This is a genomic window from Kitasatospora sp. NPDC022856, from assembly GCF_055561235.1.
Window position 1 is genome coordinate 13,416 of sequence record NZ_JBVHHE010000018.1, and the last position, 25,811, is coordinate 39,226.

Genomic DNA, 25,811 nt, shown 5'->3' on the forward strand with positions numbered 1-25,811 from the left:
CCGGCTTGAGCACGCACCACGCGGGACGCCTGCCGACCCCGCGCTCAGTCCTGGATCCGCTGCCAGGGCCGGTCCGCCTCCAGCGCGAACGCCAGCTCCAGCAGCAGCCGCTCCCGGCCGTGCGCGGCCGACAGGTGCACCCCGATCGGCAGCCCGTTCCCGGCCGACTCGGCGGGCAGCGAGATCCCCGGACCGCCCGTCACGTTGTTCACCGGGGTGAAGGCCACGTACCGGCCCAGCCGGTCCAGCAGCTCGTCGAACGCCACGTTCGGGCTCAAGTGCCCTATCGGCGGCGCGACATGGGCCAACACCGGCGAGAGGATCACGTCGTGCTCGCGGAACAGTCCGCCGTACGCAGCCTCCGCCTGCCGGAGCCGGCGCAGCACGCCGGGCGTGCGCAGGAACTCCCGGTGGAAGCGCCGCCGCAGCCCCGTGGTCAGACCGTCCAGCTTCCGCGCCTGGAAGCCCGGGTCCAGCAGCAGCCGGCCGGTGGTGGCGATCATGAAGGCGATGCAGCCCCAGTAGAGCGTGAAGTCGCGGGAGAAGTCCTCGCCGAACGGCAGCGTCGCGGGCGTGACCTTGTGCCCCATCGCCTCCAGCCGCGCCGCCGTCCGCTCGACCGCCTGCCGGGTCGGCCCGTCGGTGACGGCGATCGGGGAGTCCACCACCAGGCCGACCCGCAGCGGCCGGTCCCCCGGGCCCTCCACCAGTCCGAGCGGCGGCAGCGCCGGATTGCGGTGGTGGAGTTCGGCGGCGGCGAAGAAGGCGGCGGTATCCCGGACGGAGCGCGTCACCACACCGTCCGTCACCAGGTCGATCGGCAGCCGGCGGCCCTGGTCGTTGGCGACCAGCCGGCCGCGGGTCGGCTTCAGGCCGACCAGGCCGCAGCAGGCGGCCGGTATGCGGATCGACCCGCCGCCGTCGTTGGCGTGCGCGATCGGCACGACGCCCGCCGCGACCAGCGCGGCCGCGCCGCCGGAGGAGGCCCCCGGCGAGTGCGAGGTCCGCCACGGGTTGCGGACCGGCCGGGCCTCGGCGAACTCGGTCGAGGCGTTGAGGCCGAACTCCGGCATCCTGGTCTTGCCCAGCACCGCCAGGCCGGTGCTGAGGAACTGCTCGGCGAAGCCGGCGTCGCGCCGTGCCGGCTTGGCGCGGAACGCCGAACTGCCCTGCCCGGTGGGCATCCCCCGCAGGTCAACGTTGTCCTTGAGGTAGCTCGGGACCCCGAACAGCGGGGCCCCACGACCGGCCGGGGCGCTGCGCGGCTGCCCGTACGACGCGAACGCGACGGGTGCCAGCGCCGCGTCGACCCGCTCGGCGCGCGCCGCCGCGGCGGCGGCCAGCTCACCGGGAGCGACCTCGCCGGACCGTACCAGCGCCGCCAGCGCGACCGCGTCGTGCTCCCCCAACGCGTCGTCCCCGAACGCGTGGACCCGCTCCTCGGCCATCCGAACTCCCCATCCCTACCGGTCGGTAATACCGCGCGAGTTCCGCAGTCTAGGCGTGCTCCGCCCGCCCGGACACCCCACCGGACGGCCGGGCGGACGGGCCGGGCGACCGGGCCACCTGATCCGACGCGCCGTGAGCAACGCCGTGAGCAACGCCCGCCCGGCGCCGTGCGGGCCTTCGGTGCTCCCGCCCCGGCGGCATCCCCCCGTACGCTGAGGTGCCCCGGGAACACCCCTGCGGTGTCGCCCGGGACGCCCGGCAGCACCCAACGAGCCCTCTCCCGAAGGCGGTCCGCCATGACCCGACTCCCGGTCGCCGTACTCGGCGAGTGCGTCGCCGACGCGTTCACCGACTCCTCCGCCGAGCGGCGCCCCGGCGAACTCGCGCTGCGCGTCCTGCCCGGCGGCGGCCCCGCCAACACCGCCGTCGCGCTGGCCCGGCTGGGCACCCCGACCCGCTTCCTCGGCCGGATCTCCGCCGACCCCTTCGGGGCGCTGTTCCGACAGCACCTCGACTCCTCCGGCGTCGACCTCGGCGGCAGTGTCGCGGCGGCCGAACCCAGCACCCTGGCCATCGCCACCGTGGACGAACTGGGCCAGGCCCGCTACTCGTTCCACGCCGAGGGCACCGCCGACTGGGCCTGGACGCCGGCCGAGCTCAGCGCCCTCCCGCTGGCCGGCGTGGGCTGTCTGCACACCGGCTCGCTCGCCCTGGTCCGCGAGCCCGGCGGCCCCCGCGTCGAGGAGTTGCTGACCCGGGCCCCGGGCCGCCCGACCGTGTCGATCGACCCCAACGTGCGTCCGCTGCTGGTCGATCCGGCACGCTACCGGTCCCGGCTTCCGCACTGGTGCGCGGCCGCCGACATCCTGCGGCTCAGCGCGGACGACCTCGACCTGCTGCTGCCCGGCGTCAGTCCCGAACGCGCCTGCGACGACTGGCACCTGGCCGGCGTTCGACTGGTCGTGATCACCCTGGGCGGCCGGGGCGCGCTGGCCTCGTTGGACGGCGAGCGGCTGACCGTCGACGCCCCGCGGACCGACGTGGTCGACACCATCGGCGCCGGCGACGCCTTCACCGGCGGCCTGCTGCACCACCTCGGCGGGATCGGCCGGCTCGGCGGCCGCCTCGACGCGCTGACCCCGGAGGATGTGCACGACGCCTGCCGATTCGCCGCCCGGGTGGCCGCCCTGACCTGCTCGGTCGCCGGCCCCAACCCGCCCTGGCACGCCGACCTCCGGGACCGGGCCGACTCGTAGCCCGACGCCCCGCACCGGTGGCCCGTGCTCCGGCATCCCGTCGGCCGCCCCGGGTAGGCTCCGAAGATCACCCGTACACCGACCGTCGGCCCCTCGACCCTCGCCCGGCACACCACGATCACTCCGCGATCCCACCGTGTTCCCACCGAAGGCAGGCCCCCTTACTCGACTACGACGACACCGGGTTCCGCCGCGCCGGCGCCCCGCACCGGATCATCTCCGGCGCCCTGCACTACTTCCGCGTCCACCCCGACCTCTGGGACGACCGCCTGCGCCGGCTGCGCGCGATGGGCGCCAACACCGTCGACACCTACGTCCCCTGGAACTTCCACGAACTGTCCTCCGGCGAGGTCGACTTCACCGGCTGGCGGGACATCGCCCGGTTCGCCGGGCTGGCGCGGGCGAACGGCCTGGACGTGATCCTGCGCCCCGGCCCGTACATCTGCGCGGAGTGGGAGTTCGGCGGCCTCCCGGCCCGCCTGCTCGCCGCCGACGGCGTGCGGCTGCGCTGCGCCGACCCGGCCTTCCTGGCCGAGGTGAACGGCTGGTTCGACGCCGTGGTGCCCGAGATCCTGCCGCTGCTGGCGAGCCGCGGCGGCCCGGTGGTCGCGGTCCAGGTCGAGAACGAGTACGGCAGCTACGGCGACGACGCCGAGTACCTGGCCCACCTGCGCGACGGCCTGCTCGGCCGGGGCCTGGACTGCCTGCTCTTCACCACGGCGGCGGCGCCCAGCGCGGACTACTGAGGCCACCCGGAGCGCCGAGCCCCCGGCGCCCGGAATCCGGCGGGCCCCCGCCCCGCGAACGGCCTCGGCCGGCGCGGACGCGGCGGTCCGGCCGCTCCCTCGGCGATGGCACTATCGCCACATGGTGCTACTGTCGATATCACCATGTTGCTCAAGCTGGACCTCACCGACAACCGCCCCCTGCACGAGCAGGTCGCGGGTGCGATCCGGCGCGCGATCGCCGAGGGCGAGTGCGCGCCGGGCGACCGACTGCCGCCCGCCCGGGAGCTCTCCCGCGCGCTCGGCGTCAACGCCAACACCGTCCTGCGGGGCCTGCGGGCCCTCCGGGACGAGGGAGTGCTGGAGTTCCGCCGGGGGCGCGGCGTGACCGTCGCCGGGGGCGCCGGCCAGCGCGCCGAACTGGCCCGGCAGGCGGCCGAACTGGTCGCCGAAGCGGCCCGCCTGGGGTACAGCCGGGCCGATCTCGTCGAACTGATCAGGAGGCTGCCGTGAGCAGTGGGGGGAACCGGAATCGTGGAGCGCGCTGGAGCGCGGCGGCCTGGGTGACCGGCGTCCTGGCGGCGCTGGTCGCCCTGCCGCTGAGTGCCGCCGGGCGGCTGCCCCAGCGGGTGGCCACCCACTGGGGCGACGGCGGGCACCCGGACGGCTCGCTGCCCCGCTGGGCCGTCCCGCTCTTCCCCGCCCTGATCTGGGCGGTCCTGGTACTGGTCCTCGCCCTGCTGACCCGGCGCACGACCCCGCCGGCGCGCCCCTGGTTCGGCGCGACGCTGCTCTTCACCGGCGTCCTGCTGACCGGCGCCCAGGCCGCCATCGTGCACGCCAACCTGGACCGCGCCGACTGGGCCGAGGCCGACGGGGTCGGCGCCGCGGTCGCCCTGACCCTGGGCGCGGCCCTGCTCGCCGGCCTGCTGGGCCTGCTCGTCGGCCGGCGCGGTACGACGGCCGCCGCGGCCCCGGCCGGCGGACCGGTGCTCGACGTCCCCGTGGGAGAGCGGTTCGTCTGGCTCTCCTGGACGACCAACCCCTGGCTCCAGCTGACCGCTGCCGTGTTCGGTCTGGCCGCGGCGGCCGGGGCGATCGCCGCGGCCGGCGGGCTCATCGACGCCCCCTGGGCGGCGATCGCCCCGCTGGCCCTCGTCGCCGCGGCGGTGCTCGGCTGCTCCTCCGTCCAGGCCCGGGTGACGCCCGAGGGCCTGGAGGTGGCCTTCGGCCCGGCGGGCTGGCCGGTCCGGCGCTGGCCGGTCCAGGACATCGAGTCGGCCCGCGTCGAACAGCGGACGCCCGCCCAGGTCGGCGGCTGGGGCTATCGGCTGAGCGGGCTGGGCACCACCGTGATGCTCCGGCGCGGCGAGTGCCTGGTCGTCCACCCGCGCACCGGCGCGGAGTTCGCGGTCAGCGTCGACGACGCCGAGCGCGGCGCCGCCCTGCTCAACACCCTCGCGGCGCAGCGGGCCGACGGGTGACCACGCCCGGCCCGGCCCCGAAGGAACCGCGTGCCCGGCAGGAATGCGCCCGGCCCACCGGTGGTTGACGCTTCGACAGGCCGATGATCAAGGCCTGACCAGGTGTGCGACCCCGGGGGGGACCAATGTCGAGCACTACCACCGTCCATGGCAGCGTGGCGCCGGGATTCGAGGGGGTGCGCGCGGAGTTCGCCGCCGTCGTGGCCACCGATCCGGGCCACGGCGGCGCCCAGCTGGCCGCCCTTCTGGACGGCCGCCGGGTGGTGCCTCTGGACGGGCGAGGGCATGGCGGGTGACTCGCTGCTCTCCCTCTACTCCTCGGCGAAGGGCGCCGCCCATGTGGTGGTGGCACTGCTGGTGCAGCGGGGCGTGCTCGGCCTGGACGAGGAAGTGGCCCGTCACTGGCCGGAGTTCGCGGCGGAGGGCAAGGCCGGGATCACGCCTTCGGACACAGCGGCGCGGTGGGCGCCCAGTCGTTCGCCGATCCTCGCAGCGGAGTGGCGTACGGCTACGCCCGCCGCAGGTTCGGCACCGAAGGCGGTGGTGCGCCGGAGAACCACGCGCTGGCCGCGGCCGTCCTCCGCGCCGCCGCGGCGGTGCGCTGAGGACGGGTGCCCGGTCGGCCTGCGCGACCGGCCGGGCACCCGCCGCCGTCACTGGTCCGAGTAGCTGAGGTCCCCCAGGGTCCAGCTGCTGACGTCGTCGATCGCGATGCGGTACATCCCGCCGGTGTGCGGGAGGCCGAAGCTGCCCTGCAGGATCTTGGCGAGGTGCAGGTGCAGGTGGGTCACCGGGGCGTCGGCGTCCGTCACCGCATCGGCGAACAGCGGCGCGAAGGGTTTGAGGTGGTCGGACGCTTCCAGGACTTCGGCGACTCGTTCCCGCCAGACAGTCTCGGCGGCGAGCCGCCCGGTGATGACTGCGCCGGGGACGACCACGGTGATCGGCATCTGATTACTGCCCGTCGACTCCACCATCGCGGTGATACTGATGAGCAACGGATCCGGGTTCGGCATACCGCCAGGCTAACGGACCGGACCCGGCGGAGTCAGGGTCCCGGGCCCGTCGGCTTCGCTCCGGCCGGTCCCGGCGCCGCCTGTCGGCCGCGAACGCCCACGGCCGCCCGGCCCGCCCCCGGGAATGCCGAAGGGCCTGCACCGTGCGCGAAGCGCAGTGCAGGCCCGTGCTGTTCGGCCGGGGCCGCTCAGCGGTGCGTACTACAGGGGGCGAATGTTCTCCGCCTGCGGGCCCTTCTGGCCCTGCGTGACGTCGAACTCGACCTTCTGGCCCTCGAGCAGCTCACGGAAGCCCTGGGCGTTGATGTTCGAGTAGTGGGCGAAGACGTCCGGGCCGCCACCCTCCTGCTCGATGAAGCCGAAGCCCTTCTCCGCGTTGAACCACTTCACAGTGCCATTAGCCATAAAAATTCTCCTTGAAAGGGCAAATCCGGAGCTTCGCACCTCGCGAAGTCCCGCGTCGCCGCGATGAGGCCCACCCGAGGAAAATCCGGGGAAAACAAAAATGCGCCAGCGGTTACAACCGGCAGGCGCACACAGAGTTCATGGGAACCAAAACTGCAACTGACGTCGACTGTAGCAGGTGCGGGCGCGAAACGGGGTCCTTTTCCGGGCGCGTCCGCGGTGTGGCATCCGGCACCGTCCGGCCCGGCCGCGCGCGGCCGGTTCCGAACGCGGGCGCCGCCCGCCCCGGGAGGCGGGCGGCACCCCTGGACGGGCCCCCGGGCTCAGCCCAGCGGCTTGTCGAGCACCGCCTTGGTGTGGCTGAACGTCGCCAGCGAGTACTCGCCGTGGTAGTTGCCCATGCCGCTCTCCCCGACGCCGCCGAAGGGCAGTTCGGGCACGGCCAGATGGGACACCGGAAGGCCGAAGACCAGGGCACCGGAGGAGGTCTCCTCGGCGAGCCGGCGCTTGGTCGTGTCCGACTCCGTGAAGGCGTAGAGCGCGAGCGGCTTCTCCCGCGCGGTGATGAAGGCGATCGCCGCGTCGAGATCGGCCACCTCCAGCACCGGCAGCACCGGGCCGAAGATCTCCTCGCGCATCACCGGGGCGTCCGGATCCACGTCGGCCAGCACGGTGGGCTCGATGAAGCGGGTGGCCCGGTCGTGGCCGCCGCCGGTGACCACGCGGCCGTCGCCGAGCAGCGCGGCCAGGCGGTCGAAGTGGCGGGTGTTGACGATCCGGCCGTACTCGGGATCAGCCGCCGGGTCCTCGCCGTAGAGCGCGCGGACGGCCTCGGCCAGGTGCCCGGCCAGCGCGGGGCCGGTGCCGCCCACGGCGAGGACGTAGTCGGGGGCCACGCAGGTCTGGCCGGCGTTGAGGAACTTGCCGGCGGCCAGCCGCCGGGCGGTGACCTCCAGGTCGGTGTCCGGGTCGACCACCACCGGGCTCTTGCCGCCGAGTTCCAGGGTCACCGGGGTCAGGTGGCGGGCGGCGGCGGTCATCACGATCCGGCCGACCGCGCCGTTGCCGGTGTAGAAGATGTGGTCGAACCGCTGCTCCAGCAGGGCGGTGGTCTCCGGGACGGCGCCCTCGACGACGGCGACGGCCTCCGGGTCGAGGTAGCGCGGGAGCAGCCGGGCCAGCGCGGCGGAGGTGGCGGGGGCCAGCTCGCTGGGCTTCACGAGGACGGCGTTGCCGGCCGCCAGCGCGCCCACCACCGGGGCCAGGGCGAGCTGGAGCGGGTAGTTCCAGGGCGCGATCACCAGCACCACGCCGAGCGGCTCCCGGACCACCCGGGCGGTGGCCGGGCGGAACGCCTCGGGGACGTCGGCCGGCCGCGGGCTCAGCCACTCGTCCAGGTGCCGGACGGTGTGGTCGAGCTCGTTGAGGGTGAAGGCGATCTCCGTGCGGTACGCCTCGGCGGGTCCCTTGCCGAGGTCGTCGTGGAGCGCCGTGAGGAAATCCTCGCTCCGCTCGGTGAGCAGCGCGCGCAGGGCGCCCAGCTGCTCCCGGCGCCAGGCGACCGGGCGGGTCCGGCCGCTCGCGAAGGCGGCGCGCAGCCCGGCGACGACGGTGGCGGGATCGGATTCGGTGATGGCCTTCATGAGAGTACTCCCGACAGGAAATTTTGAAGCGCTTGATAGTTGACAACATCAAGCTTCTGTCGACAGTAGGCCGAGATGGTTGGCAAAGTCAATCATCTCCGGGACCGACGCGGCCGCCCGGGCGCGCGACGCACCCGGGCGGCCGGTTCCGTGCGGCCGGGCGGCCGCTACTCGACCGTCACGCTCTTCGCCAGGTTGCGCGGCTTGTCGACGTCGCGCTTCAGGGCCACCGCGGCGTAGTAGGCCAGCAGCTGGAGCGGGATGTTGAGGAGCAGCGGGTCCAGCTCCGGCTCGCTCTTGGGCACCAGGACGCAGTGGTCCGCGAGCTTGGCCTCGGGCCGGCGGTGGGCGACGGCCAGCACGCGGCCGGAGCGGGCCTTGATCTCACCGAGGGTGGTGAGGTTCTTGTCGAGCAGCTCGTCGTCCGGAACCAGCGCGACGGTCGGCAGCTCGGGGCTGATCAGCGCGAGCGGGCCGTGCTTCAGCTCGCTGGCGGGGTAGGCCTCGGCGTGGACGTAGGAGATCTCCTTGAGCTTCTGCGCACCCTCGCGGGCCACCGGGAAGCCGCGGACCCGGCCGATGAACATCATGCCTTCGGACTCGGCGTACGCGGCCGCGAGCTCGGCGATCTCCTCGCCCTGCGCGAGGATCTCCCGGATCTGGTCCGGCAGCGCCTTCAGCCCGGCCACGATCCGGCGGCCGTCGGCGGGCGAGAGGTCGTGGATGCGGCCGAAGTGCAGGGCGAGCAGCGCGAAGGCGACCACCGTCGAGGTGAAGGCCTTGGTGGAGGCGACCGAGATCTCCGGTCCGGCGTGCAGGTAGATGCCGCCGTCGCACTCGCGCGCGATGGCGCTGCCGACGGTGTTGACCACGCCGAGCACCCGCCCGCCCTTGCGCTTGATCTCCTGGACGGCGGCGAGCGTGTCGTAGGTCTCGCCGGACTGGCTGACCGCCACGTACAGGGTGTCCGCCTCGATCACCGGGTTGCGGTAGCGGAACTCCGAGGCCGGCTCGCTGTGGGCGGGGATCCGGGACAGCTCCTCGATCAGCTGGGCGCCCATCTCGCCGGCGTAGTAGGCGGAGCCGCAGCCGAGGATCTTGACCCGGCGGATCTCGCGCAGCTCGCGGGCGTCCAGGTTGAGACCGCCGAGGTGGGCGGTGGCGAAGCGCTCGTCGAGCCGGCCGCTGAGGGTGCGCTCCACCGAGCCGGGCTGCTCGTGGATCTCCTTGAGCAGGAAGTGCTCGTAGCCGCCGGTGTCGTAGGAGTCGATCTCCCAGTCGACGGTGGACGGCTGGCGGTGGGTGGTGCGGGCGTCCTCGGTGAAGGTGCGGAAGCCGTCGGCGCGGACGGTGGCCAGCTCGCCGTCCTCCAGGTGGACGACCTGGCGGGTGTAGCGGACGAGGGCGGAGACGTCGGAGGCGGCGAACATCTCCTTCTCGCCGATGCCGAGCACGATCGGGCTGCCGTTGCGGGCGACGACGATCCGGTCGGGCTGCTCCGCGTCGAGCACGGCGATGCCGTAGGTGCCGACCACCTTGGCGAGCGCGGCGCGCACCGCGTCCTCCAGCTCCGCGCCCTCGGCGGCGTGCGCGGCGATCAGGTGGGCGAGCACCTCGGTGTCGGTCTCGGAGCGGAACACCGCGCCGTCGGCGGTCAGCTTGGCCCGCAGCTCGTCGGCGTTCTCGATGATGCCGTTGTGGACGACGGCGATGCGCTCGGCGTTGTCCAGGTGCGGGTGGGCGTTGGCGTCGCTGGGCACGCCGTGGGTCGCCCAGCGGGTGTGCCCGATGCCGGTGGTGCCCTTGAACCGGGCCGGTACGGCGGCGGCGAGGTCGGCGACCCGGCCCTTGACCTTGCGGAGCTTGAGGCCGCCGGTGCGGCCGGTCACGGCCACGCCGGCCGAGTCGTAGCCGCGGTACTCCAGCCGGGCCAGGCCCTCCAGGAGGAAGGGGGTCGCGTCCTTGGGGCCGATGTAGGCCACGATTCCGCACATCTGGGTGGACTCCTTGAACGGGGAGGGCGAGGGGCGACGGCGGTCAGCCGTAGACGATCCGGCGCAGCTGGCGGGCCGAGAGCCCGGGCGCCGCGACGCGCCGGGCGGGCAGCTCCTCGGCCAGCCGGGCGAAGATCTTCTCGTTGGTCAGGCCGCGTGCCTGCAGCTCGCCGTGGCGGCGGCGGACGTACTCCTCGGTCGTCTCGGAGAAGTACGCCAGCACCTCCGCCACCACCCGCGCCGCCTCGCGGGGCCCGAGCGGGCTGGTCCGGGTGAGGTGGGCGAGCAGGTCTTCGTGAGGGTGCGAGGAGCCGGGAGAGCTGGACACGAACGGGGAGCCTAGGCCGGACCGAGCCGCGAGATCAAAGATCCTGCCCGATTTCGGGCAGACCTTACGACATTCGGACCAGGCGGGGCGCCCGAAGCCCCTTCCGCCCCTCGGGTGGCGGCGCGCCACCCCGACCGGCGCCGGCTCGCCACCCGGCCGACACACCCTTGTAGCGACACCACTACGCCCCGTAGCGTGATACTCCGCATACGCATCGGAGATGCGTAGCGGAAGACCGGAGGCTTGCTGATGTGCGGGATCACCGGATGGGTCGACTTCGAGCGCGACCTCACCGCCCAGCGTCCAGTGCTGGACACGATGACGCGGACCCAGCTCTGCCGTGGCCCGGACGCCGGCGGCGCCCACCTGGAGCGGCACGCCGCGCTCGGCCACCGCCGCCTCGCCGTGATCGACATCGAGGGCGGCACCCAGCCCATGACCGTCGAGCACGACGGCCGCGTACTGGCCGCCCTCACCTACAGCGGCGAGGTCTACAACCACCGCGAGCTGCGCGCCGAGCTGGAGGCGGCCGGCCACCGGTTCCGCACCCGCAGCGACACCGAGGTGGTGCTGCACGCCTACCTGGAGTGGGGCGAGGGCCTGGCCGAGCGGCTGAACGGCATGTTCGCCTTCGCCGTCTGGGACTCCCGCCGCCAGGAGCTGCTGCTGGTCCGCGACCGGATGGGCGTCAAGCCGCTGCACTACTTCCGGACGCCGCACGGCGTGGTCTTCGGCTCCGAGGCCAAGGCCGTGCTGGCGCACCCGGACGTCCGGGCGGTGGTCGACCTGGACGGGCTGCGCGAGATGCTCGCCGTCAGCCGGACCCCCGGCCGCACCGTCTACCGGGGGATCGCCGAGGTGCGGCCCGGCCACGTCGTCCGGGTGCGCAGCCAGGGCGTCACGACCCGGCGGTACTGGGCGCTGGAGGCCCGCGAGCACACCCACAACCTGGAGACCACCGTCGCCACCGTCCGCGCCCTGCTGGAGGACATCGTCCACCGCCAGCTGGAGGCGGACGTCCCGCTCTGCTCGCTGCTCTCCGGCGGGCTCGACTCCAGCGCCGTCACCGCCATCGCCGCCCGGGCGCTGCGGACGGCCGGAGCCGGCCCGGTGCGCTCCTTCGCGGTCGACTTCACCGGCCAGAGCGAGAGCTTCCGGGCCGACGCCGTCCGGTCCACCCCGGACGGCCCGTACGCGCGGATGCTGGCCGGGCACGTCGGCGCCGACCACCACGTCATCGAGCTGGACAGCGCCGCGCTCACCGACCCGGCGCAGCGCTCCGCCGTACTGCGGGCCCGGGACACCCCCGGCGGCTTCGGCGACATGGACGTCTCGCTGCTGCTGCTCTTCCGGGGCGTGCGCGAGAAGTCCACCGTGGCGCTGTCCGGCGAGTCCGCCGACGAGCTGTTCGGCGGCTACCGCTGGTACCACGACCCGAAGCTGGTCGCCGCCGACGACTTCCCGTGGGTGGACGCGGTCACCCAGCTCGGCGGAACCGGCGCCGGCCCCCGCGACCAGCTGCTGGACCGGGGGCTGGCCGAGAAGCTCGACGTGGCCGAGTACCGGCGGGCCCGCTACCGCGAGGCGCTGACCGAAGTCCCCCACCTGCCCGGCGCCGACCCGGTGGAACGCCGGATGCGCGAGATCTCCTACCTCAACCTCACCCGCTTCGTCTGCATCCTGCTGGACCGCAAGGACCGGATGAGCATGGCCAACGGCCTGGAGGTCCGGGTGCCGTTCTGCGACCACCGGCTGGTCCAGTACGTCTTCAACACCCCCTGGGCGATGAAGAGCTTCGACGGCCGGGAGAAGAGCCTGCTGCGGGCCGCCGTCCGCGACCTGCTGCCGGCCGAGATCGCCGACCGGGTGAAGAGCCCGTACCCCGTCGTCCAGGACCCGCACTACCCGGCGCTGCTGCGCGCCGAACTCGCCGAACTCGCCGCCGACCCGGGCGCCCCCGTGCTCGGCCTGCTGGACCGCCGGGCGCTCACCGACGCGCTCGCGCCGGACACCGACCCGCAGTCCGTCCGGCTCGGCGTCGACCTGGCGCTGGACCTCAACGCCTGGCTGACGGAGTACCAGGTCTCCCTGGAACTGTGAGCGGCCGTCACCTCCGGACGGCGGCGTGCCGGGTGCCCGCCGTCCGGGTGGTGACCGCCGGGCATCCCGCTTCGTTGACCGGGTGCGACGTGCGATAGCGTCGCCGACACCTCCCGAATGGCTGCCCAAAACGCGGATTCCCGCCCCCGTGGCGTCAGGATGGGGAGCGAACCGTCCGTCTCGATCCGCCGGGGGATCTCCGCCATGCAGCCGCGAGTCTTCGCGATTCTCACCGCCCTCCTGCTGGGAGTGCTGGGCCTCGGGTCGGTGGCCGTCACCGACTGGACCCCCGCGACGAGCACCTCGGCGACCGCCCCCGGCGCCGCCACCGCGGCCGGCTCCAACGCACCCCCCGTCGGCGGCGCCGCGACGGCCACCCCGACCGGTGACCCGGCGGTCTGGACCCGCTCGACGCTGCGCAACAAGATGATGGCCGAGATGCAGGCGAGCGACCCGGGGGTGGCGCTGGCGGACCTCGACCGGATCACCAAGCAGCTGCCGTACACCGTCCGGTTCTGCCACCCGATCGCGCACGAGCTCGGGCACGAGGCGGTCAAGCGGTACAACGCCGACTTCCAGAAGGTCATCTCCTTCCCCCACGAGACCTGCGCGGCCGGCTACCTGCACGGCGCGGTCGAGGAGATGCTGAACGCCTCCGCCCAGCCCGAGGTGGACCTGCTCAAGCTCTGCGCGCCCAAGAACACCGGCCCCTGCATCCACGGCGTCGGGCACGGCACGATGTTCGTCGCCAAGCAGGACGTGGCCAAGGCCCGCGACCTCTGCAACAAGTTCACCACCGACCAGAACCGGATCCGCTGCTCGGAGGGCCTGTTCATGCAGCTCTTCGGCCCGGACGAGGAGGACGAGAAGGCGAAGGCGAACCTGCCCGCCGACAAGCTCGCGCAGGACCCGCTCTACCCGTGCAAGGACCAGCCGGCCCTCTACCAGTCCGCCTGCTACTTCTACGCGCCGACCTTCTTCCTCTCCTCGCACGACTACCCGAACCACCCCGAGGTCTACGGCGAGGCGCTGAAGTGGTGCCTCAACGGCAAGGCGAGCGGCGGCGCGGTGGACTGCAGCCGGGGCGTCGGCTCGCGGACCATGAAGTACAACCTGGACCGCGAGGACTGGGCCGCCGAGCAGTGCGCGACCGCCGCCGACGGCTGGCAGCGCAAGGCCTGCGCCGAGGGCCTGGTCAGCTACTACACGGTCAACTACACCGACGGCGGCGCGGCCGGCCGGCTCTGCGCCAAGATCACGAACAAGGAGATGCAGGGCTACTGCCGCTCGGCGAGCGGGCTCTCCGCCTCCCTGGACTGACCCCCTCCCCCCAGGACCGGGCCCGCGCCGCACGGCGCGGGCCCGCTTTCGTAGGATCGGGCTGATCCGGGTGCGCCGAGGACGCCGCGCCACCAGGCCCCGTACCACCTGGAGCCCGCCGTGACCTCCGAGGACTTCCGCGCCGCCGCGCACGCCGCCGCCGACCTGGTCAGCGACTACCTCGCCGACCTGCCCGCGCGCCCGGTCTGGCAGCCGATGGACGACAGCTCCCGGCAGGCCCTGCTGGACGCGCCGCTACCCGCGGCCGGCCGGCCGCTCACCGAGCTGCTCACCGCCATCGACGCGGAGGTGCTGCCGTACCCGATGGGCAACGGCAACCCGCGGTTCTTCGGCTGGGTGAACTCCGCCCCCGCGCCGGCCGGCGTGCTCGCCACCCTCGCCGCGTCCGCCATGAACCCCAGCTCGGCCGGCGGCGACCACGCCGACGTCCACCTGGAGCGGGCCGTGGTCCGCTGGATCGCCGAGCTGGTCGGCTTCCCCCACCCGGCCGGCGGTGGGCTGCTCACCTCGGGCACCTCGATGGCGACCATCGTCTGCCTCGCCGCCGCCCGCGACCGGGCCGCCCGCGCGGCCGGGTGGGACGTCCGCGAGGACGGCCTCGCCGGGCTGCCGCCGCTGGTCGGCTACGTCACCGGCGAGACGCACTCGTGCGTGCGCAAGGCCGCCGAGCTGCTCGGCCTGGGCAGCAGGCACCTGCGCACCGTCGCCACCGGCCCCGACGGCCGGCTCGACCCGGCCGTCCTGCGGGCCGCGATCGAGCGGGACCGGGCCGCCGGACTGCTGCCGTTCCTGGTGGTGGCCTCCGCCGGCACGGTCGGCACCGGCGCCGTGGACGCCTTCGGGCCGATCGCCGACGTCTGCGCCGAGCAGCGCCTCTGGCTGCACGTGGACGGCGCGTACGGGGCCTTCGGCGTGCTGGACCCGCTGATCGCCCACCGCTACGCCGGGCTGGCGCGGGCCGACTCACTCGCCCTCGACCCGCACAAGTGGCTCGGCGTCCCGGTGGACTGCGGCTGCGCGCTGGTGCGCGACACCGAGGAGCTGCGCGCCACCTTCAGCCTGGTGCCGCCCTACCTGCGCGACGAGGCCGCCGGGGCGCTCGGCTGGTTCTCCGAGTACGGCACCGAGCAGACCCGCCCCTTCCGCGCCCTCAAGGTCTGGGCCACCATCGCCCACCGGGGCCGCGACGGCATCGCCCGGGACATCGCCCGGTGCACCGCGCTGGCCCGCCACCTCGGGGAACTCGTCGAGGCGGACGACGAGTTGGAGCTGCTGGCCGAGGTGCAGACCTCGATCGTGGCGTTCCGTCACCGCGCCGCCGGCCTGGACGGCGCCGCGCTGGACGCGCTCAACCGGGAGCTGCCGACCGCGGTGCAGCGGCGCGGCCGGGTCTTCGTCACCGGCGCCCGGCTCGACGGCCACGAGATGCTGCGCGCCTGCCTGTTGAACGCCGCGACCACCGAGGCGGACCTCGCCCTGCTGCTCACCGAGGTGAAGTCGGCCGCGGCCGAACTGCTCGCCGGCGAGCAGCGGTAACCGAGGCCCGGAGACATTTACCGACAGGTCACGGGGGATTCGTGATCGCGAAACACCGGAGCGGCAGATTGATGGCATGGAGCACACGGAGCCTCTGACGACGACCGAATCCACCGACCACTCGCCGACCCCCTCCCGTGCCCAACGGCGCGGCGCCAGAACCCACCGCTGGCGCCGCGACACCGTAGAGCTGGCCGCGGTCTTCCTCTCGGTGACCGCCGCCGACCTGGTGGCCAAGCTCGTCGTGCACGGCCCGGAGGGCCCGGTGGTGCTCGCCGCCTCGGCGGTGGCCCTGCTCGCCACGGCGCTGTTCCACACCTGGTGGTCACACCGGCACCATCTGCACGGCCCGCCGGCCCCGGACGCGCCGGCGCCCCCGGGTCCGCCCGCGCCGGACGCGGCGGAGGGGCTGAAGGGGCCGCTGGCCGACTTCGAGCAGACCGCGCTCTGGCGGGTCCGCACCACGGTGCAGGACTCCCCCGGCAGTCTGGCCCGGGTCTGCACGGCCTTCGCCGAGCGGCAGGTCAACATCATCTCGATGCAGTCCCACCCGCTGCCGAACGGCACCGTGGACGAGTTCTTCGTCCGGGCCCCGCACGCCCTCACCCGGACCGACCTGGCCGCGCTGGTGGCGTCGGCCGGCGGGCACGACATCTGGACCGACCCGGCCGACGCGCACGACCTGGTGGACGTGCCCACCCACGTCCTGGCACTGGCGACCCGCACCGCGCTGGACGCCGCCGAGCTGCCGATCGCGCTGCGTCGGCTGTTCGGGCAGTGCGCCATCCGGCAGTACCCGGGCGCGGCCCGGCGCGGCGGCGCCGGGGTGGACGGGCACCTGATGCGGCTGCCGGTGCCCTCCGGCGACCTCATCGAGCTCAGCCGCCCGCACCTGCCGTTCACCCCGACCGAGTTCGCCCGGGCCCAGGCCCTGGTCGAGCTGGACACCCTGCTCGGCCCCCGGGTGCCGGACGTCCGGGCCCGGCTGCGGCTGCCCGCCGGGGCGGACCTGACCGTGCGGCGCGCGGACGAGGGCGACCGGGAAGCGGCGCTGGCGATGCACGGGCGCTGCTCCCCGGAGACCCTGCGCCGGCGCTACCACGGCCCGGTCCGGGACGCCGACCGCTATCTGGACCACCTACTGGACGCCCGGCACGGCCAGACCCTCACGGTCGAGGCCCCCGACGGGCGGATCGTCGCCCTCGGGCACCTGATGTGGGACGACGGCAGCGCCGAGGTCGCGGTGCTGGTCGAGGACGACTGGCAGCGGCGCGGGCTGGGGCTCGACCTGATGCGGCGGATGGCCGCGCTGGCGCTGGAGGCCGGGGTGCAGACGGTCTACGCCGTCACCCACTCCTCCAACACCGGGCTGATCGCCACCATGCGCAAGCTGGCCGCGCCACTGGACTACCAGGTCGAGGAGGGCACCCTGGTGATCACCGCGCACCTGGCGGAGGCCGCCGAGGAGCTGCCCGTGCCCTGGCCCACCCGGCCGGGCAGGTAGTCCGGTCTTCACCGGATCCTCACCGCGGGCCTCGGCACGCACACCGGTCCGGGCGGCGATCACGCCGCCCGGACCGTCGCGCGCCCGGCCCGGACCCGCGCCGCCGGGCGGCTCGGCGGGCCCTTCGCAGGCGCGCACCGGGGGAACCGACCGGCCCGGCCGAGGCGTCCCCCGCAGGGCAAGGCCCCTCCGTACACCGCCCGTTCTGACGCCACGTCAGAGCGGCGCCGACGAGGCAGCCGGCGCCGTCGCAGCAGGCGGCGCGGGGTCCGGAGCGTCGAGCCGGGCGGCGGAGTCGGTAGGCTGGCCCCGTCCCCGCCGCCCGACGGCCCGTTATCCGGCCCCGGGCGGTGCCGCAGCAAGGAGGAACCACTGAGCATGGCAGGCACCGAATCGGAGCCCACAGGCGCACGCGACGCCTCGCTGCCCGCCCGCGCCAAGATCGCGGTCACGGCCGGCAAGGTGGCCGCCGCCCTGTCCCAGAAGGCGGGCCGAGGCAGCGGCTCGGTGATCGGCGGCAAGATCGCCCTGAGGCTCGACCCCGACCTGCTCGCCACCCTCGCCGACCACCTGGACGTCGTGCTGGTCAGTGCCACCAACGGCAAGACCACGACCACCCGGCTGATCGCCGAGGCGCTGCGCGCCGCCGGCCCGGTGGTCTCCAACGCCCTGGGCGCCAACATGCCGGCCGGCATCACCTCCGCCCTGGCCGGCGGCACGGACGCCCGCTTCGGCGTCATCGAGGTGGACGAGAAGTACCTGGCCGGAGTGGCCCGTGACACCCACCCCAAGGCGATCGCCCTGCTCAACCTCTCGCGCGACCAGCTGGACCGCGCCGCCGAGACCCGGATGATGGCCGAGAAGTGGCGCGAGGGCCTCCAGGACACCGAGGCCGTGGTCATCGCCAACGCCGACGACCCGCTGGTGACCTGGGCCGCCTCCTCCTGCAAGAAGGTGGTCTGGGTGGCCGCCGGACAGGCCTGGAAGGAGGACGCCTGGTCCTGCCCCGCCTGCGGCGGCGTGATGCAGCGCCCCGGCGACGACTGGTTCTGCCAGGACTGCGGCTTCCGGCGCCCCAACCCGCACTGGGCGCTCCAGGGCACCCACGTGATCGACCCGCAGCGCGGCGCCTGGCCGATCCAGCTCCAGCTGCCCGGCCGCGCCAACCTGGCCAACGCCACCAGCTCCGCCGCCGTGGCCGCCGTCTTCGGCGTCCCGCCGCAGGTCGCGCTGGAGCGGATGCAGTCGGTGACGGCCGTGGCCGGCCGCTACGACGTGGTCCAGTACCAGGGCCGGGACATCAGGCTGCTGCTCGCCAAGAACCCGGCCGGCTGGCTGGAGACCTTCTCGCTGATCGACGGCCCGCCGGCGCCGGTGATCCTCTCCGTCAACGCGCTCGACGCCGACGGAACCGACACCTCGTGGCTCTGGGACGTCGACTACGAGCGCCTCGCCGGGCACCCGGTCTTCGTGATGGGCCAGCGCAAGCTGGACCTCGCCGTCCGCCTGGAGGTCGCCGGGCTGCAGTTCCACGTGGTGGACTCGCTGGAGCAGGCCGTCCGGATGGCCCCGCCCGGCCGGATCGAGGCGATCGCCAACTACACCGCCTTCCAGCAGCTGCGGAAGGTCGTGGCCGGCTGATGCCCGGCCCAGCAGCCCACTTCACGACGGAAGGCCTTCGAGGATGAGTGAGAGCAGCCTGCGCGTGGTCTGGGTCTACCCCGACCTGCTCAGCACCTACGGCGACCGGGGCAACGCCCTGGTCGTGGAGCGCCGGGCCCGCCAGCGCCACCTCAACGTGACCAGGATCGACGTCCGCTCCGACCAGGCGGTGCCCACCAGCGGTGACATCTACCTGATCGGCGGCGGTGAGGACCGGCCGCAGCGGCTGGCCGCCGAGCGCCTGCGGGGCGACAGCGGGCTGGTCCGGGCCGCCGAGAACGGCGCGATCATCTTCGCCGTCTGCGCCGGCTACCAGATCCTCGGCCACGAGTTCGTCAACGACCTCGGCGAGCGCGAACCGGGCCTCGGCCTGCTCGACGTCTGGACCACCCGCGGCGAGGGCGCCCGCTGCGTCGGCGACGTGCTCGCCGACGTCGACCCGCGCCTGGCCCTGCCGCAGCTGACCGGTTTCGAGAACCACCAGGGCATCACGCACCTCGGCCAGGGCGTCCAGCCGCTGGCCACCGTCACCGCGGGCCGGGGCAACGGCACCGGTGACGGCACCGAGGGCGCCTGGCGGGACACCGTCTTCGGGACGTACCTGCACGGCCCCGTGATGGCCCGCAATCCCGCGGTCGCGGACATGCTGATCAAGCTGGCGCTGGACGTGAACGCCCTGCCGCCGGCCGACACCACCTGGTACGACGCGCTGCGCGCCGAGCGCATCGCGGCCACTTCGCGCCCCGCGTAGTACGCCGGCCCGCTCCGACCGGGTGCCCGCGATGCGGTCATCCGGTCCACGGGCGGGCCCGGACGTACGACAATGGGGATGCCGGCTGCACACCCTCCTCGGCAGCAGGCTGCACTTCCGCGCGGGGGCGCCGACGGCGCCGCTCCCGCGTCGGCTCCTGCCCGGCCGGACGCAGGGGTCGTATGCTCGACTGCACGGTCGTTTTCGGGCGTTCTGTCCGGATCGACCGGTCCTTCACCCCTCGGTCATCTCCCCGCCATCACGGTGTGGGAACCGACCGCTACGGTGACGGTTCGTCGTCCCAGCCTGTAGTCCGGCCGTTCCTCGGTTCTGCTCGGGAGTTGCAAAGCAATGCGTATTGGAGTGCTGACCAGCGGCGGTGACTGCCCCGGCCTGAATGCGGTGATCCGCTCCGTGGTCCACCGGGGGGTGGTCGACCACGGCGACGAGATCATCGGGTTCGAGGACGGCTGGCGAGGTTTCCTGGAGGGCGTCCACCGCCCCCTGACCCTGGACTCGGTGAGCGGCATCCTCGCCCAGGGCGGCACCATCCTCGGCTCCTCGCGAGTGCAGCCGAGCCATCTGCGGGACGGCGTCGAGCGCGCCAAGCGGTACTGCGCCGACCTCGGTCTGGACGCGGTCATCCCGATCGGCGGCGAGGGCACCCTCAAGGCCGCCAAGCTGATGAGCGACGCCGGTCTGCCGATCGTCGGCGTGCCGAAGACCATCGACAACGACATCGCGTGCACCGATGTCACCTTCGGCTTCGACACCGCGGTCTCGGTCGCCACCGACGCGCTGGACCGGCTGAAGACCACGGCCGAGTCGCACCAGCGGGTCATGGTCGTCGAGGTCATGGGCCGGCACACCGGCTGGATCGCGCTCAACGCGGGCATGGCCGCCGGCGCCCACGCGATCGTCGTCCCGGAGCGCCCGTTCCACATCGACAAGCTCACGGCCGTCGTCCGCGAGCGCTTCGACCGGCAGAAGAAGTTCGCGATCGTGGTCTGCGCCGAGGGCGCCAAGCCCGAGCCCGGCACCATGCACTGGGAAGAGGGCAGCAAGGACATCTACGGCCACGAGCGGTTCACCGGCATCGCCACCCAGCTCTCCCGGGAGCTGGAGCACCGGCTCGGCAAGGAGGCCCGCCCGGTGATCCTCGGCCACACCCAGCGCGGCGGCACCCCGACCGCGTACGACCGGGTGCTGGCCACCCGGTTCGGCTGGCACGCCGTGGAGGCCGTCCACAAGGGCGCCTTCGGCCACATCACCGCACTGCAGGGCACCAACATCAACCTGGTGCCGATCGGCGAGGCCGTCGCCGAGCTCAAGACCGTGCCGCAGGAGCGTTACCTGGAGGCGGAGACGGTCATCTGACCAGACCCGACCACGGCCGCCGGCCCCCGAGCAACCGCTCGGGGGCCGGCGCCGTCTCGTGCGGGCGTCAGGTCGGCGCGCGGCCGGTCAGAAGCCGGTGTCGTAGGTGTAGCGGGCGGTGTGGTCGAGCATGTCCGCCGGGGTCACGTCGTTCCACGGCTTCATGGTCTCGTTGAGGTCGACCACGTTCGCCGTGCCGGCCGCCGGCAGGTAGGTGGACGACGGGTGGAGCTTCTGCCACTCCGACCAGAGCTTGTCGATGAAACAGTGGTGCAGCCAGAACACCGGGTCGTTGGGCGACATGCCGGTGGTCATGTGACCGCCGACCCAGACGTGCACCCGGTTGTGCAGGTTGACCCCGCGCCAGCCCTCCAGGTTGTTGCGGAAGCCGTCCGAGGCGCTGTTCCACGGCGCGGCGTCGTACGCGGCGATCGCCAGCACACCGGTGGCCTCGGCGCGGGTCGGCAGCTGGGCGACCGAGGCGCCGAACTGGCGCCGCAGGAAGGTGCGGCTGTCCGGCCGCACGTTCAGCGCCCAGTTGCCGCCGGAGAAGGCGAACGGCCCGGTGGTCACCTGGCCGTCGCTGCTGCGGCCGTTGCCGCCCATGAAGTCGGCGCCCCAGATCGAGGCGGTGGTGGTGCGGTCCGCCGTCCAGTCCCAGTACGGGAGGGTGACGGTCGGGTCGATCGCCTGCAGGGCCTCCTCGAACTGGAGCAGGAAGCGCCGGTGCCAGGGCAGGAAGGACGGCGAACGGTGGCCGACCCGCTCGCCGTTGTCGGTGTCGCTGATGATGAAGTTGTTGTGGGTCGTGACGAAGGAGTCGTAACCGCCGTTGCGCTTGAGTTCGAGCACGGCGTTGACGAAGGCGCGCTTCTCCTGGGCCGTCAGGGTCGCCTGGTTCTTGCGGACTGCCATGAGTCCCCCCTTGGGTGTGAAGTGGAGTTCCTGGTCCGGGTGTTCGGACTCGGTGCTCAGACCGTCGCGATCGGCACGAGCGTGGCGCCCTGCAGCTCGCTGACGGCCGCGCGGGCGAGCGCGCGCGGCGTGGCGAAGGTCTGGTAGTGGTTGACGACGCTGATCCAGGTGCCGTCCGCGTTGCGCATCATGTGCAGCTCGTCGCCGTCGATCCGCACCGAGTAGCCGGCGCCGCCGTGGTGGTGGCTGCTGCCGTCGGTGACCGGGCGGCCCTGGATGCGACGGCCCTGGAAGACCTCGTCGAAGGTGTCGGACGCACCCGGGTCGGCCGCCGTCGCCGACTTGCTGGTCGGACCGGCGACGCCGAGCACGACGGTGCCGGCGGCCGCGGTCAGGGCCACGGCGGCCCCCTGCAGCATCCGCCGCCGGGTCAGCTCCGAGGCATGGGTGTCTTCGGACATGGTGGTACCCCCCTTGGGCACCCCGTCTGGTGTTGGGGCGCCGTTCAGAAAAGCTTGCAGAAACGTTAATGCGAGGCGATTTCATGATCGTGCTCGCTGTTTCGATGCTCGCAGGGCAACTCGACCTAGTGAACTGCCGATCGGCGGGGGTACGTACGGTTGGCGCGGATTCAGCCATCCCCCGACTGCCCACGCCTCGGACGCCCCAGGAAGATCTCCCGTTTCTCCACTGAATGATCGTCAGACCCGGATCGATCTTCACGCTGTGCAGATCCCGCACCGAAGATCCTTCGCCCCCGACCCTTCCTCGGTGACCCGCACCACCCGGCCGGAATGGCGCGATGGGACGGCCTCCCTCCGGCCGTCGGTGGCCGAACCCCGGTGCCACCGGCCACAACTGTCGATTCGTCCGGTGGGCGCGACGCCCCGACGCGTCGGGGGCGTCGGAGCGGGACGGCTCGGTAGCGTGACGGGATGGAGATCCTCGCCTACGGCGTCCAACAAGATGAGCGGCCCCTGCTGGAGAAGGCCTTCGCCGAGCGCCACGCGCTGCGCAGCCTGGCGGTCTTCCTCGACCGCGACACCGCCCCGCTGGCGGCCGGGCACCGCGCGGTCAGCAGCAGCGTCAACGACGTCCTGGACGCCCGGACGCTCGGCCTGCTCGCATCCGGCGGCACCGAGCTGATCGCGCAGCGCTCCACCGGCTTCAACAACATCGACCTGGACGCCGCCGCCGAGCTCGGCCTCACCGTCGCCCGGGTCTCGTACTACAGCCCGTACGCCGTCGCCGAACACGCCTGGGCGCTGGCGCTCGCGGTGAACCGGCGGCTCACCCGGGCCACCAACCGCTCCCGCGAGTTCGACTTCCGGCTGGACGGGCTGCTGGGCCGCGACATCCACGGGATGACGGTCGGCGTCCTCGGCACCGGCAAGATCGGCGAGTGCTTCGCCCGGATCGCCCACGGCTTCGGCACCGAGCTGCTCGGCTGGGACATCGCGGAGAACCCCGCGTGCACCGCGCTCGGCATGACCTACGTGGACCGCGCCGAACTGCTCGCCCGCAGCGACCTGATCAGCCTGCACGTCCCGCTGGTCCCGAGCACCCACCACGTGATCGACGGCGCGGCGCTCGCCCTGATGAAGGACGACGCGATCCTGATCAACTCCAGCCGCGGCGGCCTCGTCGACACCACCGCCCTGGTCGAGACGCTGCGCGCCGGCCGGCTGTCCGGGGTCGGTCTGGACGTCTACGAGGAGGAGACCGGCGTCTTCTTCTACGACCGCTCGGTCGAGGGCGTCAGCGACGACACGCTCGCCCGGCTGGTCACCTTCCCGCAGGTCCTGATCACCTCCCACCAGGCCTACTTCACGCACACCGCCGTCGGCCAGATCATCGAGGCGACGGTCCGCAACGTCGACGACTTCGAAGCCGGCCGGCGCAGCGAGAACACCCTGGTACCGCGGAACTGACCCCGGGGTGCCCGGCGGGGACCCGGCTTGCGGTCCTTCGGCCCGGGGAGGTCCGGGCACGCGATGCCGTCGCCGTCCCGCGAGTGCGTTCGGGTCGAGCGTGTCCGCCCGCAGGACGGCCTGCGCGTCGGCCTGGACTGAACGCGTCGCAGCCGACGACATGACCCTGGCGCACGTACGGGGCGACGTCGACGGCGTGCTCCGGGGGCCACCCCCCGAGGAGCCCGCCGACCGCCCGGGCCCCGCCCCGCCCGGGCGGGGCCGACCACCCTCCGGGACGCCCGGGGGAACGGAATGGACCTGGGGGAGGAATTCGCGGCAGAATGTGGTCTAGACCTCTACGTCGCTCTCCAGAAATGGCTATCCGTATGGAAATCGTGATCGTGCCCGACGCTGCCGCCGGAGGCAGCCTCATCGCCGCGGCGATCGCCGATCTGCTGACCGACAAGCCCGACGCCCTGCTCGGGGTGGCAACCGGCTCCACCCCGACGCCGATCTACCAGGCACTGGCCGCCCGCGTGCAGGCCGGGACCCTGGACGCCTCCCGCGCACGCGTCTGCCAGCTGGACGAGTACGTCGGCCTCCCGGCCGGCCACCCCGAGTCGTACCGCTCGGTGGTCCTGCGCGAGGTCGTCGGGCCGCTCGGCCTGACCGAGGCGTCCTTCCTCGGGCCGGACGGCAACGCGCCGGACATCGCCGCGGCCGCGGCGGCGTACGACCGCGCGCTCGCCGAGGCCGGCGGGGTCGACCTCCAGCTGCTCGGCATCGGCACCGACGGCCACATCGGCTTCAACGAGCCGTGCTCCTCGCTCGCCTCGCGCACCCGCATCAAGACGCTGACCCGGCAGACCCGCGAGGACAACGCCCGGTTCTTCGACAGCCTCGACGAAGTCCCGCACCACGTGCTCACCCAGGGCATCGGCACCATCCTGGAGGCCCGCCACCTGGTGCTGCTCGCCACCGGTGAGGCCAAGGCCGAGGCCGTCGCCCTCGCGGTGGAGGGCCCGCTGTCCGCGATGGTGCCCGCCTCGGCCCTGCAGCTGCACCCGCACGCCACCGTCGTCGTCGACGAGGCGGCCGCCTCCGGCCTCAAGCTCGCCGACTACTTCCGCGACACCTACGCCGCCAAGCCCGCCTGGCAGGGCCTCTGACACGAGGCCGGGGCCACCCGGTGGAACCGGAGCCCCGCCGCCGAGGACCCGTCACCACCCGCGGTGACGGGTCCTCGGCGTTCCCCCGCGCCGCCGCACCCGACACGGCGCGGTGCGTCGGCGGGACCGTCCGGCGATCCGGGGCGAGCGGCCCGCCGAGCCCCCGAACGGGCCTCCACCGCACGGGCCCTGGGCCGAACGGGTGAGCGGCAGGCTGTGCGCGTGGGTCATCCGTGCACCAACAGTGTCGCCGTGGGTAACTGTGCGCGTGTCCTCGGCTACCGGGCCCGCCGAGCGGGCGGCGTGACCGAGGCGCCCCGACTCCCCCTCCCGAACGGAACCACGCATGCGCAGTCCCGCTCTCGCCGCCTTCACCATGGCGGTCGCGCTCCCCCTGACCGGCCTGGCCGCCACCGGCACCGCCGTCGCGCAGTCGTCCCCCTCCCAGCGGGTGCCGATCAACGAGTGCGAAGGCGTCCCGAAGGTCTACGACACCGGCGCGGACCAGTACCTCTGCACCCGGCGGGAGCTCGGCCCGGTCACCCTGCCGACGAGCCCGGTACTGAAGGCGCTGCTGAAGGACTACGACCGGCTGGGCGGGGTGACACCGGCCCGGTTCCTGGACTGGTACCGGGACTGGCGGGGCTGGAAGTACCCGGACCACAACGGCTTCACCGCCAACGGCGGCAACCTCGACATGACCGAGGTGACCCTGCCGACGGGCAAGAAGCTCGACCGCTTCGGCAGCAACGACCGCGGCAGGTTCCTGGCCCCCGGCGGCACGCGTTTCGCCGAGCGCGCCCTCCCGCCGGACTCCCTCAACGGGGGCGAGGCCAACTACCACTGCTTCGAGGTGCGGAAGGCGTTCAAAGTCCAGCAGGGCCACATCGCGGGCGCCTTCTCGCAGCCCGGCAACGGCCTCCAGCAGTGGCTCGACCCGGACCTCAAGCCGAACGACCCCACCCTGACGACCTTCGACGTGAGCGGCCTGATCACGGCGGGCTACCTGAAGGAGCACACGGACAAGAGCTACTGCCTGAAGGGGAACAACGGGTCCTGACACCCGCCCGGACGGACGGAAGGGGCGGCGCGCGGACGGCGACCGGCGCGCCGCCCCTTCCCGCGCCGCCGCCCCGCGGACGGGGGGCGGGGGAAGCGGCGGAGTAAGGCCCGCCTAGGCTGTGGAGGCAAGCAAAACGGGCGAACCGGACCCACCCAGGGTCGTGACGAGGGAAAGCGGGAC

General features: G+C 73.4%; 24 protein-coding genes and 1 pseudogene. 17 read left to right on the forward strand and 8 right to left on the reverse strand.

Annotated elements, in window-relative coordinates; genetic code table 11:
* Positions 1–44 precede the first annotated feature (44 nt).
* A complete protein-coding gene (locus tag ACZ34W_RS23295; protein WP_465606720.1) occupies positions 45–1,448 on the reverse strand; it encodes an amidase in 1,404 nt (467 codons plus the stop codon).
* 297 nt (positions 1,449–1,745) lie between these two features.
* On the opposite strand from ACZ34W_RS23295, the gene ACZ34W_RS23300 reads away from it, so the two are divergent.
* The 7 genes and pseudogenes from ACZ34W_RS23300 to ACZ34W_RS23330 all read left to right on the forward strand — a co-directional run bounded on the left by ACZ34W_RS23300 (position 1,746) and on the right by ACZ34W_RS23330 (position 5,519).
* Positions 1,746–2,705 carry a carbohydrate kinase family protein gene (locus ACZ34W_RS23300; RefSeq protein WP_465606722.1) on the forward strand — a complete coding sequence of 320 codons (960 nt, stop codon included), beginning with the start codon at positions 1,746–1,748 and terminating at the stop codon, positions 2,703–2,705.
* Between the two features lie 17 nt (positions 2,706–2,722).
* Complete coding sequence (locus tag ACZ34W_RS23305; RefSeq protein ID WP_465606724.1) at positions 2,723–3,451, forward strand: beta-galactosidase; 729 nt, start codon at positions 2,723–2,725, stop codon at positions 3,449–3,451.
* A gap of 144 nt (positions 3,452–3,595) precedes the next feature.
* Positions 3,596–3,943, forward strand: coding sequence for a GntR family transcriptional regulator (locus ACZ34W_RS23310; protein ID WP_329491019.1), 348 nt, complete (start codon positions 3,596–3,598; stop codon positions 3,941–3,943).
* A complete protein-coding gene (locus ACZ34W_RS23315; protein ID WP_465606726.1) occupies positions 3,940–4,914 on the forward strand; it encodes a DUF1648 domain-containing protein in 975 nt (324 codons plus the stop codon). Before ACZ34W_RS23310 ends, ACZ34W_RS23315 begins: the two co-directional genes overlap by 4 nt.
* A 125-nt stretch (positions 4,915–5,039) precedes the next feature.
* The gene (locus ACZ34W_RS23320; RefSeq protein WP_465606728.1) at positions 5,040–5,210 is read left to right on the forward strand and encodes a hypothetical protein; all 171 of its coding nucleotides are present in this window, start codon (positions 5,040–5,042) and stop codon (positions 5,208–5,210) included.
* Positions 5,200–5,298, forward strand: a pseudogene (locus ACZ34W_RS23325) (hypothetical protein); the annotation flags it as partial. The gene ACZ34W_RS23320 and the pseudogene ACZ34W_RS23325, both read left to right, overlap by 11 nt.
* 77 nt (positions 5,299–5,375) lie before the next feature.
* The gene (locus ACZ34W_RS23330) at positions 5,376–5,519 is read left to right on the forward strand and encodes a hypothetical protein (protein ID WP_465606930.1); all 144 of its coding nucleotides are present in this window, start codon (positions 5,376–5,378) and stop codon (positions 5,517–5,519) included.
* Positions 5,520–5,567: 48 nt separating this feature from the next.
* On the opposite strand, the gene ACZ34W_RS23335 is transcribed toward ACZ34W_RS23330, so the two are convergent.
* The 5 genes from ACZ34W_RS23335 to ACZ34W_RS23355 form a co-directional block, all read right to left on the reverse strand.
* A complete protein-coding gene (locus tag ACZ34W_RS23335) occupies positions 5,568–5,930 on the reverse strand; it encodes a hypothetical protein (protein ID WP_329491017.1) in 363 nt (120 codons plus the stop codon).
* Positions 5,931–6,131: 201 nt separating this feature from the next.
* Positions 6,132–6,335 carry a cold-shock protein gene (locus tag ACZ34W_RS23340; RefSeq protein ID WP_042388274.1) on the reverse strand — a complete coding sequence of 68 codons (204 nt, stop codon included), beginning with the start codon at positions 6,333–6,335 and terminating at the stop codon, positions 6,132–6,134.
* Between the two features lie 323 nt (positions 6,336–6,658).
* The gene (locus tag ACZ34W_RS23345; RefSeq protein ID WP_465606730.1) at positions 6,659–7,978 is read right to left on the reverse strand and encodes an aldehyde dehydrogenase family protein; all 1,320 of its coding nucleotides are present in this window, start codon (positions 7,976–7,978) and stop codon (positions 6,659–6,661) included.
* A gap of 167 nt (positions 7,979–8,145) precedes the next feature.
* Positions 8,146–9,972 carry a glutamine--fructose-6-phosphate transaminase (isomerizing) gene (gene glmS, locus ACZ34W_RS23350; protein ID WP_465606732.1) on the reverse strand — a complete coding sequence of 609 codons (1,827 nt, stop codon included), beginning with the start codon at positions 9,970–9,972 and terminating at the stop codon, positions 8,146–8,148.
* Between the two features lie 43 nt (positions 9,973–10,015).
* Positions 10,016–10,300, reverse strand: a complete 285-nt coding sequence (locus ACZ34W_RS23355; RefSeq protein WP_352294279.1) for a hypothetical protein — start codon at positions 10,298–10,300, stop codon at positions 10,016–10,018.
* A 249-nt stretch (positions 10,301–10,549) separates the two neighbouring features.
* Between ACZ34W_RS23355 and asnB the strand changes: the two genes are divergently transcribed.
* The 7 genes from asnB to ACZ34W_RS23390 all read left to right on the forward strand — a co-directional run bounded on the left by asnB (position 10,550) and on the right by ACZ34W_RS23390 (position 20,571).
* Positions 10,550–12,400, forward strand: coding sequence for an asparagine synthase (glutamine-hydrolyzing) (gene asnB / locus ACZ34W_RS23360; protein ID WP_465606735.1), 1,851 nt, complete (start codon positions 10,550–10,552; stop codon positions 12,398–12,400).
* Between the two features lie 204 nt (positions 12,401–12,604).
* Positions 12,605–13,720: a hypothetical protein gene (locus tag ACZ34W_RS23365; protein ID WP_329491012.1), complete on the forward strand. Its 1,116-nt coding sequence runs from the start codon at positions 12,605–12,607 to the stop codon at positions 13,718–13,720.
* Positions 13,721–13,840: 120 nt separating this feature from the next.
* Positions 13,841–15,277, forward strand: coding sequence for a pyridoxal phosphate-dependent decarboxylase family protein (locus ACZ34W_RS23370; protein ID WP_465606737.1), 1,437 nt, complete (start codon positions 13,841–13,843; stop codon positions 15,275–15,277).
* 76 nt (positions 15,278–15,353) lie between these two features.
* Positions 15,354–16,781, forward strand: coding sequence for a GNAT family N-acetyltransferase (locus ACZ34W_RS23375; RefSeq protein WP_465606739.1), 1,428 nt, complete (start codon positions 15,354–15,356; stop codon positions 16,779–16,781).
* Positions 16,782–17,159: 378 nt separating this feature from the next.
* The gene (locus ACZ34W_RS23380) at positions 17,160–18,422 is read left to right on the forward strand and encodes a MurT ligase domain-containing protein (protein ID WP_329491009.1); all 1,263 of its coding nucleotides are present in this window, start codon (positions 17,160–17,162) and stop codon (positions 18,420–18,422) included.
* A gap of 43 nt (positions 18,423–18,465) precedes the next feature.
* Positions 18,466–19,194: a type 1 glutamine amidotransferase gene (locus ACZ34W_RS23385; RefSeq protein WP_329491008.1), complete on the forward strand. Its 729-nt coding sequence runs from the start codon at positions 18,466–18,468 to the stop codon at positions 19,192–19,194.
* Positions 19,195–19,545: 351 nt separating this feature from the next.
* Positions 19,546–20,571, forward strand: coding sequence for a 6-phosphofructokinase (locus ACZ34W_RS23390; RefSeq protein WP_329491007.1), 1,026 nt, complete (start codon positions 19,546–19,548; stop codon positions 20,569–20,571).
* A gap of 87 nt (positions 20,572–20,658) precedes the next feature.
* Here the strand turns inward: ACZ34W_RS23390 and melC2 are convergent, their stop codons facing one another.
* Together melC2 and melC1 are read right to left on the reverse strand one after the other, a co-directional pair.
* The gene (melC2, locus tag ACZ34W_RS23395; RefSeq protein WP_465606743.1) at positions 20,659–21,486 is read right to left on the reverse strand and encodes a tyrosinase MelC2; all 828 of its coding nucleotides are present in this window, start codon (positions 21,484–21,486) and stop codon (positions 20,659–20,661) included.
* A gap of 56 nt (positions 21,487–21,542) precedes the next feature.
* Complete coding sequence (gene melC1, locus ACZ34W_RS23400) at positions 21,543–21,947, reverse strand: apotyrosinase chaperone MelC1 (protein WP_329491003.1); 405 nt, start codon at positions 21,945–21,947, stop codon at positions 21,543–21,545.
* A 474-nt stretch (positions 21,948–22,421) separates the two neighbouring features.
* Here melC1 and ACZ34W_RS23405 point away from each other — a divergent pair, with 474 nt between their 5' ends.
* The 3 genes from ACZ34W_RS23405 (at position 22,422) to ACZ34W_RS23415 (ending at position 25,628) form a co-directional block, all read left to right on the forward strand.
* The gene (locus ACZ34W_RS23405; protein WP_359809799.1) at positions 22,422–23,417 is read left to right on the forward strand and encodes a 2-hydroxyacid dehydrogenase; all 996 of its coding nucleotides are present in this window, start codon (positions 22,422–22,424) and stop codon (positions 23,415–23,417) included.
* Between the two features lie 368 nt (positions 23,418–23,785).
* Positions 23,786–24,568, forward strand: a complete 783-nt coding sequence (gene nagB / locus ACZ34W_RS23410) for a glucosamine-6-phosphate deaminase (RefSeq protein ID WP_329491001.1) — start codon at positions 23,786–23,788, stop codon at positions 24,566–24,568.
* A gap of 346 nt (positions 24,569–24,914) precedes the next feature.
* The gene (locus ACZ34W_RS23415) at positions 24,915–25,628 is read left to right on the forward strand and encodes a TNT domain-containing protein (RefSeq protein ID WP_465606745.1); all 714 of its coding nucleotides are present in this window, start codon (positions 24,915–24,917) and stop codon (positions 25,626–25,628) included.
* The last annotated feature ends 183 nt before the right edge of the window (positions 25,629–25,811 follow it).